The sequence below is a fragment of the Rhabdothermincola sediminis genome, assembly GCF_014805525.1.
Lineage (GTDB): Bacteria > Actinomycetota > Acidimicrobiia > Acidimicrobiales > Acidimicrobilacustridaceae > Rhabdothermincola > Rhabdothermincola sediminis.
In genome coordinates, this window is record NZ_JACFSZ010000025.1 from 1 (window position 1) to 16,590 (window position 16,590).

General features: G+C 71.8%; 14 protein-coding genes, 1 tRNA gene, 2 pseudogenes and 1 riboswitch. Of the genes and pseudogenes, 3 read left to right on the forward strand and 14 right to left on the reverse strand.

Going from position 1 to position 16,590, the window contains the following annotated elements; genetic code table 11:
- Positions 1-194 precede the first annotated feature (194 nt).
- The 3 genes from HZF19_RS15460 to mobF form a co-directional block, all read right to left on the reverse strand.
- Complete coding sequence (locus HZF19_RS15460; protein WP_208029704.1) at positions 195-1,217, reverse strand: DUF4868 domain-containing protein; 1,023 nt, start codon at positions 1,215-1,217, stop codon at positions 195-197.
- Positions 1,214-1,753, reverse strand: coding sequence for a KwaA family protein (locus HZF19_RS15465; RefSeq protein ID WP_208029705.1), 540 nt, complete (start codon positions 1,751-1,753; stop codon positions 1,214-1,216). Before HZF19_RS15465 ends, HZF19_RS15460 begins: the two co-directional genes overlap by 4 nt.
- A gap of 96 nt (positions 1,754-1,849) precedes the next feature.
- Positions 1,850-4,549: a MobF family relaxase gene (mobF, locus tag HZF19_RS15470; RefSeq protein ID WP_208029706.1), complete on the reverse strand. Its 2,700-nt coding sequence runs from the start codon at positions 4,547-4,549 to the stop codon at positions 1,850-1,852.
- A 256-nt stretch (positions 4,550-4,805) separates the two neighbouring features.
- Between mobF and HZF19_RS17535 the strand changes: the two are divergent.
- Positions 4,806-4,937, forward strand: a pseudogene (locus HZF19_RS17535) (helix-turn-helix domain-containing protein); the annotation flags it as partial.
- A gap of 111 nt (positions 4,938-5,048) precedes the next feature.
- Here the strand turns inward: HZF19_RS17535 and HZF19_RS17540 are convergent.
- The 11 genes and pseudogenes from HZF19_RS17540 to HZF19_RS16985 form a co-directional block, all read right to left on the reverse strand.
- Positions 5,049-5,375, reverse strand: a pseudogene (locus tag HZF19_RS17540) (hypothetical protein); the annotation flags it as partial.
- 144 nt (positions 5,376-5,519) lie between these two features.
- Positions 5,520-5,594, reverse strand: a tRNA-Cys gene (locus tag HZF19_RS15480).
- A gap of 96 nt (positions 5,595-5,690) precedes the next feature.
- The gene (locus HZF19_RS15485; RefSeq protein ID WP_208029708.1) at positions 5,691-6,107 is read right to left on the reverse strand and encodes an ATP-binding protein; all 417 of its coding nucleotides are present in this window, start codon (positions 6,105-6,107) and stop codon (positions 5,691-5,693) included.
- A 72-nt stretch (positions 6,108-6,179) separates the two neighbouring features.
- A complete protein-coding gene (thiC, locus tag HZF19_RS15490; protein WP_235980284.1) occupies positions 6,180-7,871 on the reverse strand; it encodes a phosphomethylpyrimidine synthase ThiC in 1,692 nt (563 codons plus the stop codon).
- Complete coding sequence (gene thiD / locus HZF19_RS15495) at positions 7,868-8,698, reverse strand: bifunctional hydroxymethylpyrimidine kinase/phosphomethylpyrimidine kinase (RefSeq protein ID WP_307781253.1); 831 nt, start codon at positions 8,696-8,698, stop codon at positions 7,868-7,870. The genes thiC and thiD overlap by 4 nt, the downstream gene beginning before the upstream one ends.
- The gene (locus tag HZF19_RS15500) at positions 8,695-9,306 is read right to left on the reverse strand and encodes a thiamine phosphate synthase (protein WP_208029710.1); all 612 of its coding nucleotides are present in this window, start codon (positions 9,304-9,306) and stop codon (positions 8,695-8,697) included. The genes thiD and HZF19_RS15500 overlap by 4 nt, the downstream gene beginning before the upstream one ends.
- Complete coding sequence (locus HZF19_RS15505; RefSeq protein WP_307781254.1) at positions 9,303-10,103, reverse strand: thiazole synthase; 801 nt, start codon at positions 10,101-10,103, stop codon at positions 9,303-9,305. Before HZF19_RS15505 ends, HZF19_RS15500 begins: the two co-directional genes overlap by 4 nt.
- 16 nt (positions 10,104-10,119) lie before the next feature.
- A complete protein-coding gene (thiS, locus tag HZF19_RS15510) occupies positions 10,120-10,317 on the reverse strand; it encodes a sulfur carrier protein ThiS (RefSeq protein WP_208029711.1) in 198 nt (65 codons plus the stop codon).
- Positions 10,314-11,441 (reverse strand): glycine oxidase ThiO, encoded by a 1,128-nt coding sequence (thiO, locus tag HZF19_RS15515; RefSeq protein ID WP_208029712.1) that lies wholly within the window; start codon positions 11,439-11,441, stop codon positions 10,314-10,316. The genes thiS and thiO overlap by 4 nt, the downstream gene beginning before the upstream one ends.
- Complete coding sequence (gene thiE / locus HZF19_RS15520; RefSeq protein ID WP_208029713.1) at positions 11,438-12,049, reverse strand: thiamine phosphate synthase; 612 nt, start codon at positions 12,047-12,049, stop codon at positions 11,438-11,440. Before thiE ends, thiO begins: the two co-directional genes overlap by 4 nt.
- A riboswitch (TPP riboswitch) is annotated at positions 12,041-12,153 on the reverse strand. (Overlaps the previous gene by 9 nt.)
- A 1-nt stretch (position 12,154) precedes the next feature.
- Complete coding sequence (locus tag HZF19_RS16985) at positions 12,155-12,283, reverse strand: helix-turn-helix transcriptional regulator (protein WP_208029714.1); 129 nt, start codon at positions 12,281-12,283, stop codon at positions 12,155-12,157.
- A gap of 11 nt (positions 12,284-12,294) precedes the next feature.
- Here HZF19_RS16985 and HZF19_RS15530 point away from each other — a divergent pair, with 11 nt between their 5' ends.
- Positions 12,295-12,849, forward strand: a complete 555-nt coding sequence (locus HZF19_RS15530) for a TIGR03086 family metal-binding protein (RefSeq protein ID WP_208029715.1) — start codon at positions 12,295-12,297, stop codon at positions 12,847-12,849.
- 245 nt (positions 12,850-13,094) lie between these two features.
- A partial coding sequence (locus HZF19_RS15535; RefSeq protein ID WP_307781255.1) for a Calx-beta domain-containing protein occupies positions 13,095-16,590 on the forward strand: 3,496 nt, incomplete at its 3' end.

The window sequence follows — 16,590 nt, forward strand, 5'->3', positions numbered from 1 at the left end:
TGCACAATGCCGCCGCGTCGAGCAACTCACGATCCGGGCGAGACGTCCCTTGCATCGGCCCATTCTTTTCGATCCACGCCCCCAACGCGAATCGACCCGCCCACCCGATTGCTCAGCAGTCTCCTAGGGAAGCCACACTGAGGAAGTGCGCCCGAACCGCTCGCTGGTCGGACGCGCGGCCCAGAGGTTCACTGCTACCGCCGCCGTGCCTTGGACCCGGCCTCGTATTGGACCCCGCTCAATCCGCCGATGAACAGGTCGTCGTTGAGCAGCTTGAGGACCGTGTCGGCGTCAGCACCGCTGAAGTCGAGTCGGCCGTCCTTGAGCAGTGTGTCGCGGGGCAAACCGAGTTTGTCGATCTCCCGCTTGACCTGCTTCATCGTCACGTTGCCCGCGGCCAGGTGACCGCTCTCGTAGATCTGACGCAGGCGGTTCCCCAGCCTCGAGTTGTGGCGGCATCGCTCAACCAGCATGGTGATCTGATCCTCGGCCAGCTGCAGCGTCGAGAACGCCTCGGCATAGATCGGGTAGCGCTCGTTCAGCACTTCGATATCCCGAAAGAGTTGCTCGAAGGCGGGTTGGTTCAGCACTGCGATGCCGCCAGGAGCGACCACAAGGTCGAACCACTCGTCGAGGAGGAGCAGCGGGTCGTCGACGAACTTCAGCCTGTCGCCGTAGGCGAACACCATGCGGCCGCGTCGCAGCACCTTGGCGGGGTTCGCCTTCCGTACGAAGGCCGATCGAGCGGTCGCCGAGCTGCCGACCACAGCTGCGTAGAACTGGAAGGTGTAATCCGCCAGCCGCTCGGCGGGAAGTCGTTCGAGCCCGGAGGCCCTTCGGAGCAGGTCCCGCACCTGCGGATCCGTTTCGATCGTCGCCGTAGAAGGGTTGGGATCGCGATCAGCCTCTTCGCCGTTCCCGGAGCGGCGAGGCTTCGGGCGGAAGGCCTCGTGCTGGACAAGCTCCGCGTCAGGTACTGCGAGGTACTCACTATCCGCGTCGATGTGGAGGCTCGGCTCGTATTGGCGGGCTGCGCGCGCTGCAACGCGTCGCAGCGTCTCGCGGCAGACCTCGCGGATGGCGTCGCCTGCCGTGGCATCGAACTCGATCTTGAACCCCTCGAGCGATTTCCCGCGTCTGCGTGCTACGACCAGAGTCACGTCACCCGCGATGTCGACCGCGCTCGTGTCGAGAGTCCAGGTTCTGACCGGGGTCATCGGCGCACCTCGACGAGGATGCCCTGGTCGAGGTGCGCTGCACGCAAGGTGTCACCGGCTTGCGGAAGGCCGCGCACGACGGCGAATCCTGCCCATCCCTCGTCGGTCTTGATCTGAACGACCCGACGGCCAAGGAGGTACAGGGTGGGGTTGATCTCAGTCATGTCCGAACGAACGAAGATCACCGCGACGATTAGCAAGAAGAGGGCGTAGGCGGCCAGATCCGAAGCGCTCGGATCTGTGATGGCCAGAAAGGGCAGGAGGTAGGCGACGAGGTATCCAGCGACCTGCGAGCCGTGATCCGCAACCTCCCGGATGGTGTACGGGCTGGGGCCAATTCGTCCCGGCTGCCACAGCACGAGTCTGGCGGCGTCGAGCAGACCGACGAGGCCGAGGAACAGGGCGACGAGTCGAACGACGTCGTCCTCCAGGCGCAAGGCCAGCAGAAGGAACAGGGGCGCGTAGGAGCTGAAGAAGAGTCGGATCCTGATGACCGTTGTCGTAGCGGTCGGTCGGTTTGCAGACACGGCTGTCACCTCGCACCTCCGCCATAAGCGTACGCAGGGGGTGTGACGAAGTCGCCCGGCCGGGTCCCATCGGATCCGGTCAGCGGTTGTCACGGCCGCCCAGAGCTATCGAGCCGGCCCAGCGAGGCCGAGACCCCGCGAGGGCCCTGGGGGTTGTTCCAGTGCATCGAGCCGGCGCTGTGTCTCAAGCGCACGCAGGCGGTGCTCGGCCCAGGGTGCCACGGCGCGCACGGCATCCTCCTCTGCCCGTAGCTGAGCCTGCCGGAGCGCCCAGCTCGTCCGCCTCGCGAGGTTCGGGCGGCGAACGTCGCCCTCCTGGGCAGGCTGGTCGGTGTCGAGGACCCACCGCTCCCGGCGCTCGACCCCCCACTCGCGTGTGAGGTCGTCGACGGCCTGGCTGGGGTCATCGGCGACGACGTATACGTGCGACGACTCGCGTGCCCGGCTCATGGCGACATAGGCGAGCTCCCGGCCGCCCCCGTCGGCGAAGACGTGAGCGCGGTCGGCGGTCGCACCCTGCATCCGATGCACTGTCACCGCGTAGGCGTAGTCGAGCCGATCCGCAGCCAGCTCCTCCCCCGCCAAGGTGACGGTCCTCCCGTCATCGAAGTGCACGGTGAGGATCTCTCGGTCGACGCCGGACACCGTCCCGCGGTCGCTCGTGACGTACCTGCCGTCACCGGACGGGGCGAGGGTCACCACTCGGTCCCCGAGCGCGAACGGCTTGCCACCCGGCACCGACACCTCGGGACTGAAGACCTCACCGGCGCTGATGCACCGCTCACGGGCGAGCTGGTTGAGCGCCGTGACGTCTCGCCGTCGCCACGCCAGGAGACACGAGTCGACGCCGCTGCGGCGGTCCGTGTCCCAGGCATCGACAGCACGCTCGAGAGCATCCAGCCTCGTCGGTGCAGTCGCGATGCGACCGGCGTCCTCGTACCAGGCGATGGCGTCGGCCACCTTGCCGGAGCGCAGCTGCTCGAGCGCTCGCCGCTCGTCGGCTCTGTGCTGGCGGACGTTCTCGTCGAGCACCGTGACGGCCGGGTGCTGCCGGCGCACGAGGGCTTCGAGGCCGCCGCCGGCGCCCACCGCGTCGAGCTGGCGGTAGTCACCGACGATGACCGCCTTGGCTCCGGCGCCGTCGGCCGCCGCCAGGAGCTTGAGCATGGCGGGGTCGTCGGCCGTTCCCGCCTCGTCGACCAGGAGGACCGTGTGGTCGTCGAGACGCAGCGCGCCGTGTTCCAGCCGCCAGACGAGCGAGGCGACCGTCCTGCTGTCGACACCGGCCTCGTCCCGCAGCGTGCGAGTTGCCTGACCGCTGATCGCCGTCCCGAGGACGCGGTAGCCCTGGCCTTCGAGAATCTCTCGTGCGAGGTCGAGCGCCGTCGTCTTGCCGGAGCCAGCCACGCCGACCACGAGGTCGAGTGCACGGCCGGACGTCGTGACAGCAGTGATGGCGCGCTGCTGGCCGGTCGTGAGGCACGCCCCGAGCCTCCGCTCGCGGTCGGCAATCGCGGCGGTGACGACGTCGGGCGTGACGGCCGCCTGGTGCGTCCGCTCAGCGAACCGCTCGCCGACTGCTTCGACGGCGACTTCGGTGGCGAGCACCGACGCCGCGGCCCAGGCCCGGCCCCGGGCGAACGGCTGACCGACGAGCGGGATGGCCTCGGCGTGGTGGACGACAGCGCGCACGACGCGGTCGAGGTCGGCGGGGTCACGGCCGTACAGGAGTGGCGCCGCCACCCGGATCACGTCGGCGCGGGTGAACGCCTTGCGGTTGGCGAGCGGTCCGTCTCCGAGCAGCAGCGAGGAGGCGGCTGCGGTGACCTCAGCGTCGGTCAGCGCCCGCGCCGGCTGGTGCAACCGGCGGGTCACATGGTCCAGCCGCTGCGTCACCTTGCGGGCCGGCCAGCCGATGGAGTCGAGCTCGTCCAGCCACCGATGGATCAGGGACTCGGGGGACTCGTCGCTCTTCCCTTTACGGGTTCGGCGGGCGGCGATGCCTCGTGCACGACGAGAGGTGAACCCTTCGGCCTCCATGGCTGCGCTGATCTCCGTCGCTCGCTTCGAGAACAGGTCGGTGACGACAGCCGGGATGCCGGCGATGGCCCAGTGGTCCAGCTTCCCGGACGGCCCGCGGTCAGGCTCGATGGCGTACCCGAGCTCGACCGCCTTGGCGGCCGCGTCAAGACGCCCCGCCATCGTCGCGGCGTGGGTCAGGTCGCGGACGCTCGCGCTGTCGAGGGCCTTCCAGCCGCCCTTGGCGTCGAGCATCTCGGTGACGTTGGCGATCAGGACGTGATCATGGGGCGAAGGGTCACCAGCGCGCGAGGTGGCGTGCCTCGTCCGAGCCCAGAGCAGGCCGCTAGTGGCTGTTCGGTGCTGGCTCTTCCCACGGCGGCCGCCCTGGCGGCTGAACCACTCGTCGAGGAAGGCGAGCGTGGTGTCCGACTCGGCGTCGAGGATGGCGTGCATGTCGTCGGCCCGACCGATGAGGCCGAGGACGGCGACGCTCTTGTGGGCTGCCACCACCAGCTCCACCCCAGGCCGCCGGGTGTTCACGAGCCGTGTCCCCAGATGGGGGTCACGGGCGCCACCCCGGCCGAAGATGGCCTCGTAGGTGGCGTCGTCGACCGGACCGACGAGACCGAGCCTGTCGGCCAGCCGGCCGCCCCATTCGAGCGGGGTCTCGCCCCGACTGCCGTAGTAGGCGAGCGCGCCGCCCTCGAAGTCGTCGGCACGCCCGAGCACCGTGCGGCGGTGGTACTCGACGGAGTCGACGCCCATCATCCGGAACCAGGCCACGGGATCCTCCTGCGCGCCAACCCCGGAGGGGGTTGCAATCGTGGTCCGCGCAGTTGGGGTTATCGCCCATGGGACAAGGGCCCGTCGAGGCCTTCGTCGTGGCCGGATCCTGGTGGCGCTCCATGGTGCCTGGCGGGCAACGAGGTCGTCGACCCGAGCGAAGGTTTCGAAGATTCCCCGCGAGATTCCACCCGCCTCAACGGCCTAGTGACAGGGAGACACCTCCACGCTCAGCACCGACCGAAGGAGCCCGACCATGTCGACCACCCGCCCCGCCGACCAGCTGCCGCCCCGCCTGCTCGACGTCACCGCCGTCGCCGAGTTCCTCGGCGTCAACACCCGACACGTCCGCCGCCTGGTCCTCGAACGGCGCATCCCGTTCATCAAGTGGGGCCACCTGGTGCGCTTCGACCCGGTGGAGATCCGAGACTGGCTCGACCGGTGCCGCCACCGGCCCGGTCGCGACGACGTCGGCGCCCGGATCGTCGTTGAGCCAGTTCTCGATCTCATCGGCCGGGAGCCTGCCGATGCGGTACGAGCCGAACCGGGGCAGCACGTACCGGTTGAGGTCGCGGGCGTAGGTCTCCTGCGTCGACGGCGACAAGCGTCGGGCGAGCGAGAGGAACTCCTCGGCCCAGGTGCCGAGCGCGAGATCGGCCCCGGCCGGGTCGATCCACCGACCCCGCTCGATGTCGACCTGCATCTCCCTGATGAACCGCTCGGCGTCGGCCTTGCGGGTGAACGTCTCGGACCGCTGGCGCCCCAGCGGGTCCCGGTAGCGCGCGCGGTAGCGACCGCTGCGCTTCTCGATGAACCCCATCTCCATCCTCCTGTCGATCCCGTGGGAGCGCCTTGGGAGCGCTGTGGGAGCGAAACCAGGGGTCGTGGGGGTATCCAGCGGTCACTGACCGGCCCTGCCGGACACACCGAAAAAGTGGGCCTGACCTGGTGTTATACCAGATCAGGACACTGGAGGCGGCGCCCGGAATCGAACCGGGGTACGGGGCTTTGCAGGCCCCTGCCTAAACCACTCGGCCACGCCGCCAGGAAGCGTCAACCATACTCCCGCCGCGCTCCGAGCCCGACGTGTTCATCAGGCCGACGGCCGCCCAGGAGTGGCACGGGCGCACCCCGCTCGGGCTCACTCCGCCGGCAGCGCCACCTCGAACCACACTTCCTTCCCGTCGCCGTCGACCTGCATCCCCCATCGCCTGGCCAGCCCGTGCACCACGACCAGCCCCCGGCCGCTGTCGAGGTCCGATGCCTGCCGCCCCCGGAACACCGGTAGGCCACGGTGCGTGTCACCGACCCCGACCCGCACGTGGTCGGCGAAGCGCTCGACGGTGATGGTGAACCGGGTCCGGGCGTGCAGCACCGCGTTCGACGCCAGCTCCGAGGTGAGCAGGGCCACGGTGCTCGCCGTGCCGCCCGCCAGTCCGAGCGCCGAGACCACGAACGCCCGAGCTTGCCCCACCGACACCGACTCCGGCGCGAACGACGCCTGCGCCTCGACGAGTGGGGCGGGCCCGGCACCGACCCCCCTGAACGAGGTACTCACGGGTCGTTCGCTACCCCGCACCAGCCCCTACAGACCTCGGCCGCTTCGGATGGGCCGATCGTCATGGATCCGTCATGGCCTTCGCGGTGCCGTGCGCTCGTTGAGCTCGGCCGCCTTCTCGCGCAACCCGAGCTCGATCGCCTGCGACTCGGGGACCCCTCGTGCCTCGGCGTAGCGCCGGACGTCCTGCGTGATGCGCATGGAGCAGAACTTGGGGCCGCACATCGAGCAGAAGTGCGCGGTCTTTGCCGGCTCCGCCGGGAGCGTCTCGTCGTGGTACGCCCGAGCGGTGTCGGGGTCCAGGGCGAGCTCGAACTGGTCCTCCCAGCGGAACTCGAACCGGGCACGGCTGAGCGCGTCGTCCCAGGCCCGGGCACCCGGGTGGCCTTTGGCCAGATCCGCGGCGTGGGCGGCGATCTTGTAGGCGATCACCCCCTGCTTCACGTCCTCGCGATCCGGTAGGCCGAGGTGCTCTTTCGGGGTGACGTAGCAGAGCATGGCCGTGCCGTGCATGGCGATCATCGCCGCGCCGATCGCGCTGGTGATGTGGTCGTAGCCGGGTGCGATGTCCGTGGTGAGCGGGCCGAGGGTGTAGAAGGGCGCCTCCCGGCACCAGTCGCGCTGCAGGTCGACGTTCTCGGCGATCTTGTGCATGGGTACGTGACCGGGACCCTCGATCATCACCTGCACGTCGTGGCACCAGGCCCGCTCGGTGAGCTCGCCGAGCGTGCGCAGCTCGGCGAGCTGGGCGTCGTCGTTGGCGTCGGCGATCGAACCGGGCCGCAGCCCGTCACCGAGGCTGAACGCCACGTCGTAGGCGGCGAAGATCTCGCAGAGCTCGTCGAAGTGCTCGTAGAGGAACGACTCGGTGTGGTGTGCGAGGCACCAGGCGGCCATGATCGACCCGCCCCGGCTCACGATGCCGGTCACCCGGCGGGCGGTGAGCGGCACGTAGCGCAGCCGTACCCCGGCGTGGATCGTCATGTAGTCGACCCCCTGCTCGGCTTGCTCGATCACCGTGTCGCGGAACAGCTCCCAGGTGAGCTCCTCGGGTGTGCCGTCGACCTTCTCCAGGGCCTGGTAGATGGGCACCGTGCCGATGGGCACCGGGCTGTTGCGGATGATCCATTCCCGAGTGGTGTGGATGTCCGGCCCGGTGCTGAGGTCCATCACCGTGTCGGCTCCCCAGCGGGTGGCCCAGGCCAGCTTCTCGACCTCCTCGGCGATCGAGCTGGCCACCGCGCTGTTGCCGATGTTGGCGTTCACCTTCACCAGGAACGACCGGCCGATGGCCATGGGCTCGCTCTCGGGATGGTTGAGGTTCGCCGGCAGGATGGCCCGCCCCCGGGCGATCTCGTCGCGCACCAGCTCGGGGTCGAGCCCCTCCCGCCGGGCCACGAAGGCCATCTCCGGGGTGATCTCCCCCCGGCGGGCGTAGTGCAGCTGGGTGACGGTCCGGCCCGGTTTGGCTCGCAGCGGCGGCCGCGGGGGGCCCTGCCACGGCTGGCCGGTGGCGGTGGCGCCCCGGCGCGCGGCCGCCCGCCCGTCGTCGCGCAGGGACGGCCGGCGGGCACCGGGGTGCTCCTCGACGTCGCCGCGGGCCCGGATCCAGGGGTCGCGCAGGCGCGGCAGGCCGCGGGTGGGGTCGCCACCTGGCCCAGACGTGTCGTACAGGTGGAGGACCTCGCCGTTGCTGAGGGTGATCTCCCGCTGCGGAACCCGAATCCCGCCCGGCCCGTCCAGGTAGGTCTTGGTGGTGGTCATTCCTGCTCCTCCAGTTCCCATCCGAAGTGGTCGAGTGGTCCGTGACCGGCACCGAGCACCCAGCGCGCGCCCCCGGCGACGGCTCGGTGGACGAAGTCCTTGGCGCGCTCTATGGCCTCGATGACGTCATGGCCCAGCGCGAGGTGGGCGGCGATCGCGGAGGCGAACGAGCAGCCGCTGCCGTGGTTGTTCACCGTCGGGATCCGCGGGCGGCGAAGCTCGATCGTGCCGTCCGCGGTGGCGACGACGTCGACGGCCTCGCCGAGGTCCCCTCGCTCGCCGCGGACCGGGTGCCCGCCCTTGACCACCACCACCTCCGGCCCGTTGGTGAGCAGCGCCGTCGCGGCCTCCCGCTGGCCGGCGTGGGTGGTGATCTCCCGGCCGAGCAGCATCTGCGCCTCCCACAGGTTGGGGGTGACCACCCGGGCGTGGGGGAAGAGCCCCACGAGGTAGCGGCGCTCGGCAGCGGGATCGAGGAGGCGGGCGCCCGAGGAGGCCACCATCACCGGGTCGACGACCAGGTTCGGGAGCCGGCCCGCGGCCGCGAGCGCCGCCACCGCGTCGACGATCTCCGCGCCGGCCAGCATTCCGGTCTTGACGGCCCGGACGTCCAGGTCGTCGAGCACCGCGTCGATCTGGGCCACGACCATCTCGGCGGGCACGGGGTGCACGGCGCGCACCTCGGTCGTGTTCTGGGCGGTCAGGGCGGTCACCGCTGAAGTGCCGAAGACCCCCAGCGCGGCGAAGGTCCTGAGATCGGCCTGGATGCCGGCTCCGCCCCCCGAGTCCGACCCGGCGATCGTCATCGCCACCGCCGGGGTGCTCACGGCTCGCCCCCCGCGCCGGCGATCGCTCGCCCCAGCGCGGCGACCGTGCTCGCCGGGTCAGCGGCGCGCATCACCTCACCCATCACGGCCACGCCGTGGGCGCCGGCCTCGAGGCAGGCCGCCGCATTGGTGGGCGTGACGCCACCGAGCGCGAACACCGGCACCCCAGCCGTGGCCACGAGCCCTCGCAGCGCGTCGATGCCCAGCGCGGGCCCGTAGCCCGGCTTCGAGCGCGACGAGAACGCGGGCGACACGGTGACGTAGTGGCAGCCCTGCCGGCGGGCGCCGTCCAGCTCGCCGGCGTCGTGGCAGGACCGACCCACCAGCGCCGGGGCCGGCTGCGGGGTGGGGTCGGCAGCGGCGAGGTGTACACCGTCGGCGGGGCCACCGTCGAAGGTCAGGGTGGGATCGGAAGCCACGAGCAGCACCTCCACGTGGGGGCGCAACGCGGCGGCGAGGGCGGCCCGCTCGGAGGTCGGCAGGTCCTTCTCCCGCAGCACGACGGCTCGGGCACCGCCGTGCACCGCGATGCGCACCACCTCGACCAGTGGACGCCCCACGGTCTGGGTGCGGTCGGTGAGCACCAGCAGGCGGGGGAGCGTGCTCACCTGCGCACCTCCGTCTCGCCGGGGTCGAGCTCGGCGATGCCGTCGAACGGGGTGGAGGCCTGGGCGTAGAGCCGGCGGGGGATGCGACCGGCGAGGTGCGCTTCGCGACCGGCCTCCACCGCGGCCCGCATGGCTCGGGCCATCCGCTCGGGGTCGCGGGCCCGGGTGACCGCGGACGCGAGCAGCACGCCGTCACAGCCCAGCTCCATTGCCCGGGCCGCGTCGGATGCGGTCCCGATGCCGGCATCGAGAATCACCGGCACCGGCACCTGCTCCCGGATGATGGCGAGGTTGTAGGGGTTGCGGATCCCCATGCCGCTGCCGATGGGCGAGCCGAGCGGCATGACCGCCGCGCAGCCGATCTCCGCCAGGCGGGTGGCGGTGACCGGATCGTCGTTGGTGTAGGGAAGCACCACGAACCCGTCGTCGACGAGCTGCTCGGCTGCGTCGAGCAGCTCCACCGGATCGGGCAGCAGGGTGCGCTCGTCGCCGATCACCTCCAGCTTGATCCAGTCGGTCTCGAACGCGTCGCGGGCCAGCCTGGCGGTGAGCACGGCCTCGGCGGCGGTGAAGCATCCGGCGGTGTTGGGGAGCACCCGCACCCCGGTGCGATCGACCAGCTCCAGCAGCCCGCCGGGCTGGGCGGGGTCGACCCGGCGCAGTGCCACGGTCACCAGCTCGGTGCCCGACGCCCGAACGGCCCGCTCGAGCACCTCCAGGTTCGGTGCGCCGCCGGTGCCGAGGATCAGCCTGGAGCGCAGGTGCTCACCGGCGATGCTCAGCCGGTCGGCGCTCACGTCGCGCTCGGTTCGCTCAGCCACCTTGGGCCGCCCGGAGGATCTCGATGCGGTCGCCGTCGCGCAGGGGCTGATCCGCCCACCGACTTCGGGGCACGAGCTCACCGTTCACGGCCACCGCCACGCCTCGGGTGCCTGCGCCGAGGCGTTCGACGAGCGCGGCCACCGTCGTGGCCGGTTCGAGCGGGCACGGTTCCCCGTTGAGCACGATCACCGCCGGAACCTCTCGATCGTGAAGGGCGCGACCTCAGGTGGGAGCTTGCCGTCGACGAGCAGGCCGGCGACCGCGTCGGCGGTGATCGGGGCCAGCAACACGCCGTTGCGGTGGTGGCCGGTGGCCAGCACCAGCCCCTCGACGCCGGTCGGCCCGATCACCGGCGAGTGGTCCTCGCTCGCCGGCCGGAGGCGGGCGAGGGCTTCGACCTGCTCGAGCTCGGCCACCGCCGGCACCAGCTCGACCGCCGCGTCCAGCAGCTCGCGCACCCCACCGGCGGTGACGGTGGTGTCGAAGCCCTTCTCCTCGACCGTGGCCCCGACCACCAGCTCCCCGTCGATGCGCGGCACGAGGTAGACGGACCAGCCGTGCACCAGACCGTGCACGTTGCGGGTGAGGGGCGGCGCCGCCGGGTCGAAGCGCAGCCGCAGGATCTGGCCTTTGACCGGGCGCACCGGTGGTGCCGCCTCGGCGGGTACGCCGACCACCGCGGCGCTCCACGGGCCGAGCGCCAGCACCACGTGATCGCCGGTCACGACGTCGCCGCCTTTGAGTGCCACCCCTCGCACCCTCCCGCCGCCCGTCAGTACCTGTGCCATCTGCTGCTCCACCAGCTCTACGCCCGCGGCCCGGGCCGCGCCGATCAGCGCGGCGCACACCCGGCGGGGATCGACCGACGACTCCCGATCGACGCGCACACCGCCGCGCACCCGAGGCGAGAGCATGGGCTCCAGGGCGCGGCACTCGCCGCTGCGCAGCCGCTGCACCTCGAGGCCGAGCTCCTCCTGGAAGCGACGGGTGGCGTCGAGGGCCCGCAGGTCGTCGGCATCGAGGGCCACCGCGATGGTGCCGTTGTGGCGGAGCCCGACCTCGGCGCCGGTCGCCGCCTCCAGCTCCGCCGCGAAGCCCGGCCACCGGTCGTAGGCGGCGAGGTGCAGCGCGACCTGCGCCTCCTCCCCGTAGCGGGCCTCGGCAACCGGGCAGAGCATCCCGGCGGCGGCGTGCGACGCCGAGCTGGCGGGTGCCGGGTCGATGACGCTGACCGCGAGTCCTGCTCGGGCCAGGCGCCAGGCGATCGACAGCCCGACGATCCCGCCGCCCGCGACCACTGCGCGGTCGGTCACGGCTGCACCGCCTCCAGCGCTGCGAGCAGCTCGCGGGTCGCGGCCCTGGGGTCGTCCGCGTCACGGATCGCGCCGATGACCGCCACCCCGTGTGCGCCCGCCTCGAGCAGCTCGGGGATCCGGGCCGCGGTCACCCCGGCGATGGCGATCACCGGGATCGACACCGCGGCGGCGACGGCGCGCACCCGCTCGGCCCCTTCGGGCTCGGGCAGCCCCACCTTCGACGACGTGGCGTAGCAGGGGCCGACACCGAGGTAGGTGGCGCCGGCGATCTGGTACGCCCGGGCGGTCAGCGGGTCGCGGGCGGTGCCGCCGACCACGAACGCGGGGTCGGCGGCTACCTGCCGAGCGGCACCGACCGGCAGGTCGTGCTCGCCGACGTGCACGCCGTGCGCGCCCGCGGCCAGCGCGACGTCGAGCCGGTCGTCCACCACCACCGTGGCGCCGTGGGGCGCGGCCAGCTCGAGCACCCGGCAGGTGAGGTCGAGGACCTCGGCGTCGGTGGCGTCCTTGGCCCGGACCTGGATGACCGGTGCACCGGCATCCAGCGCCGCGGCCGCGATCGGCAGCCGATCGGTGATGACGTGCAGGCGACCCAGCTCGGCCAACCTCGTGCTCCCTTCGCCGGCATGATCCGGATCAGGTTCGAAACGGTCGGGGGCGGATCAGCCCCCCTCTCAGCCCGGTCCTCCGGACTCCCGTGCGTGTCGCGATCACTCTACGGCCCCGGTGGGCCGTCTGCGAGCGAGCCGGGCGTAGCGCGCCGGGGGGATGCCGATGGCCGCGGTAAAGCCCCGGGTGAGGTGCGCCTGGTCGCGGTAGCCGAGCAGGGGAGCTGCCATGCTCGGGAACCATGAGTACGACGAGCATCGTCGATCGCCACCGACGTCTCGCCGACGCCTTCGCAGCGAAGATCGCGGCCGTGCCCCCTGACCGGTGGGAGGCGCCCACGCCGTGTGAGGGATGGACGGTTCGGCACCTCGTGGGCCATGTCGTGCAGACCCACGAGCTGTTCTCGGGGTTCGTCGGTCGCACCCTGGGCGACATCCCGTCCGTGGACGAGGATCCGGCGGGGGCCTTCGACGCCGCCCGGGCGGTGGTGCTCGACAGCCTGCGCGATCCGCAACTGGCCAGCAGCGAGTACCGGGGGCTGTTCGGTCGGACGACCTTCGCCGAGGGCGTCGACTTCTTCGTGTGCTTCGATCTCGTGATCCACGGTTGGGATCTGGCCCGTGCCGTGGGCCTCGACGAGCGCATCGACCCGGGCGAGGTGGAGCGCGTCTTCGAGCAGGCGAGGGCGTTCGGGGACGCGGCGCGGGCACCGGGCGCGTTCGGACCGGCGCTCGAACCCCCGCCCGGCGCGGACGACCAGACCCGGCTGCTGGGCTTCCTCGGCCGCTCGGTGTGACCCGTCGGCTCCTCCGGGTCACGCCGGGCTGTAGGCGGGCTGGGTGAGGTGACCACTACGTAGCGTGAAATTTTGGCCCCCAGAACCGGAATCACGCTCAAAATCACCACGGCGCGTGACGGATCGGCTCATCCTTGTTATGGTCGCCCCGGCGATGCGTGACTGCGGTCACGTTCAACTGGAGGGTGGGTGGGCAGGCGATGGCCCACCCCGGGCGACAAGAGGGGCGGTACCCAACCATGCGCGTGCGCCGCAAGCTCGCGGTCGTTCTCACGTTCGCGCTCGCATCCACCGGCTTGGCCATCGGGAGCTCGATCCTCCCGACCGATGCGGCGACGACCCCGGTGACCACACCGATGAACTGCACGGCCAACACCCCGATCGGCTCCGTCGCGGTGTCCCAGGACGTCACCGTCACCACCACCGCCCCTGACGGAGTGGAGAACGACACAGTGTTCACGGTGTCCTCGGCCAGCGACACCACGCAGGCGCCGAGCAGCGCCTCGGGGTTCACGGTCAACAGCCTGCGCGACCTGCGGATGAACATCCCGATCGCGGCCAACGCGGTGTACGTGAGCCACAGCCTTGGCGCGGACGGCATCATGCCACCGGGCGCGGGCACCCCCTCGCTGACCTACAACGCCGGCGCCAACCGCCTCGAGCTCAGCGTCCCCGGCCCGATCCCCGGCGGGGCGACGTTCCGCATCCCCACCATCAACACCGTGTTGCGGGCGGCCGGGCCGGCCTTCGCCACCATCCAGCCGAAGCTGTCCTTCTTCACCACCACGGTGAACGTGAACTTCCCGTCCCCGATCGGGGCCAGCGACGTGGTCACGACCTGCACGCCGGTGGCGCCGGTCCCCGCGCTGTCGACCACCACCATCATCCCCCCGGACGTCACCGCCCCCACCGCCACCATCATCACCCCGGCGAGCGGCGCCACCTACGGGTTGGGCCAGGTCGTCAACGCCTCCTACTCGTGCAGTGACCCGTCGCCCGGGTCGGGGGTGGCCTCCTGCACGGGCGCGGTGCCGAACGGCTCGCCCATCGACACCTCCAGCGTGGGCACCAAGTCCTTCACGGTGACCGCGGTCGACAACAAGGGGAACAGCTCGACCACCTCCACCACCTACACCGTCGCCGACGTGCCGGCGGTGTCCGTGCGGGGCGGCTCGGTGGTCGAGGGCAGCGCACCCGGTGCGGGTGGCCAGCTCGCCTTCGAGGTCAGCCTCTCCAAGCCGTCGCTGAGCACGGTGACCCTCGACTACGCCACCGTCGACGGCACCGCGGTCGCCCCCGGTGACTACGCGCCGGTGACGGGCTCGCTCACCTTCACCCCCGGCGGCTCGCTCAGCCAGACGGTGCTGGTCGACGTCGCGGCCGACCTCACCTTCGAGGAGACGGAATCCCTGTCGTTGCAGATCACCGACACCCACGGCTCCGCCAGCGTCGGCGGGTCGACACCGGGACGCATCATCGACGATGACGCACCGCCCGTGCGGGTCTCGGGTGGCTCGGTGATCGAGGGGCCCGGCGCGTCGATCACCTTCACCGTGACCCCCACCCGCCCCTCGCCGTTCGACGTCTCGGTCCCGTACGCCACCGTCGACGGTTCGGCCACCGCCGGATCCGACTACACCGGCGTCGCGGGCACCCTCCAGTTCAGCGCCGGGAGCACGGCCCCCCAGACGGTCACCGTGCCGGTGCTCGAGGACGCGCTCGACGAGGGCGACACCGAGTCGTTCAGCCTGGAGGTCACCCAGTACGACGGCCAGGTCGTGGCCGTCGGTGGAACGATCGTCGACGACGACGGTGACGCCCCGGCCGACTACACGGTGCCCGGGTTCGCCATCGGCGACGTGTCGATCACCGAGTCCGATCAGGGCGACCTGAACGCCAACGTCACCGTCCGCCTGAGCGGCCCGGCCGCGGTCGCCTCGCAGGTGCAGTACCGCACCATCGCCCGCACCGCCACCGCCGGGGTGGACTTCGCCCAGAAGACCGGCACGCTCAAGTTCGGCATCGGCGAGGTGGCCAAGACCGTCACCGTGAAGATCAAGCCCGACCTGCTGGCCGAGGCCGACGAGAGCTTCACCGTCGAGTTGCGCAACCCGGTCGGCTACCCGATCCAGGACCCGCTGGGCACGGTCACCATCGTCGACAACGACGCTTCGACCGCCCCGTGCTGCGTCGCCACCGTCGCCGGCACGGCGGTGTGGGAGGGCGACACCGGGCTCGGCTCCGTGCTGGTGAACGTGTCGCTGAACCGGCCGGCCACCGCGCCGCTGACGGTGAAGGTCGCCACCGCGCCCGGCACCGCCACCGCCCTCGACTTCAACAGCCTGGCCAAGAACGTGACCTTCCAGGCCGGCCAGCAGCGCAAGACCGTCAAGGTGACCATCCGCCACGACAACCTCCGGGAGGGTGACGAGCAGGCCACGGTCAACCTCACGGCGGTGAGCGGGCCGGTCACCATCGGCACGCCGTCGGCCCACCTGGTGATCCTCGACGACGACCACCAGCCCTCCGCGCCCGAGAACCTGGCGGCGGCGCCCGACCCCGACGGGCTCGGGCTGGTGACCGTCACCTGGGACCCACCGGCGAGCGGGCTGGCCCCACCGTTGGCCCCGTGGCGCTACGACGTGCGGGTCTCGACCGATCACGGCGCCACCTGGGGCCCGTGGCAGCCCACCGGCACCGGCGCCGGCCGCAGCCTGGTGCACGACTGCGGCGCCGGGGTCACCTGCACCTACCAGGTCCGGGCGTACAACAGCCGTGGGGTCGGCGACCCGAGCGCGCCCGCCGACGGCGTGGGCTACGCCGACACGGCGGCGCCCTCCCCGTCGCTGGTCACGCCGGTCGACGGTGCCAACCGCGACTCGTGGACCGCGCTGACCTACGCCGGCGATCTCGGGCTCGAGCGGGGTGACCACCCTGCGGTGGACGTGTCCATCCGGCAGGGAGCCACGGTCGTGCAGAGCTTTCCCGGCATGGTGTCCGGCGGGAGCTGGATCGCCACCGCCCCCGCTCCGCTGCCCCCGGGCATCTACACCGCGGTGGTCGAGCAGTCCGACTGGGTGGGCCTCGTTGGCAGCGACTCGGTGGTCTTCGAGGTCCGCGACGCCGTCTTCGTGTCCGAACGGGGCGACAACGCGGCACCCGGCTCGGCGGCCGCGCCGAAGCTCACCGTGCCGGCCGCGATGGCCGCTGCCGCGGCCGCGGGCCGGCCGCAGGTGGCGGTCGGCGCCGGGTCCTACAACGTCGGCGCAGGCCTCAGCCTGGCCAGCGGGGTGCGCCTGATGGGCGGCTTCGACCAGTACCGGGGCTGGTCGCGGCCGGGCACCGCCGGTGCGCCGGGCACGGCCGACAACACGCTCACCACCTTGCGGGGTGCGCCCCAGGCCGCGCTGGCCAGCGGCGCGGTGACCGCGACCGTGGACGGCCTGACTCTGCAGGGCACCAACAGCGGCCTCGGCGCCGGGGCCTCTGTGTACGGGCTGCGGGCCGTGAACGGCGCGCACGTCACCTTGACCAACGTCCGGACCCGGGCGGAGGCCGGCCTGCCGGGCACCGATGGCGCGCACGGCGCCAACGGGGTCAACGGCACCGCAGGTGCGGAGGGCGGCACCGGCTGGGAGAACTGCTACACGGTGCCGGGGCGCCCACCCAGCCCGGGCGGGCCTGGCGGCAGCGGTGCGGCGGCCGGCGGCGCGGGCGGCTCCGCGCCCTGCCCGACGCCCG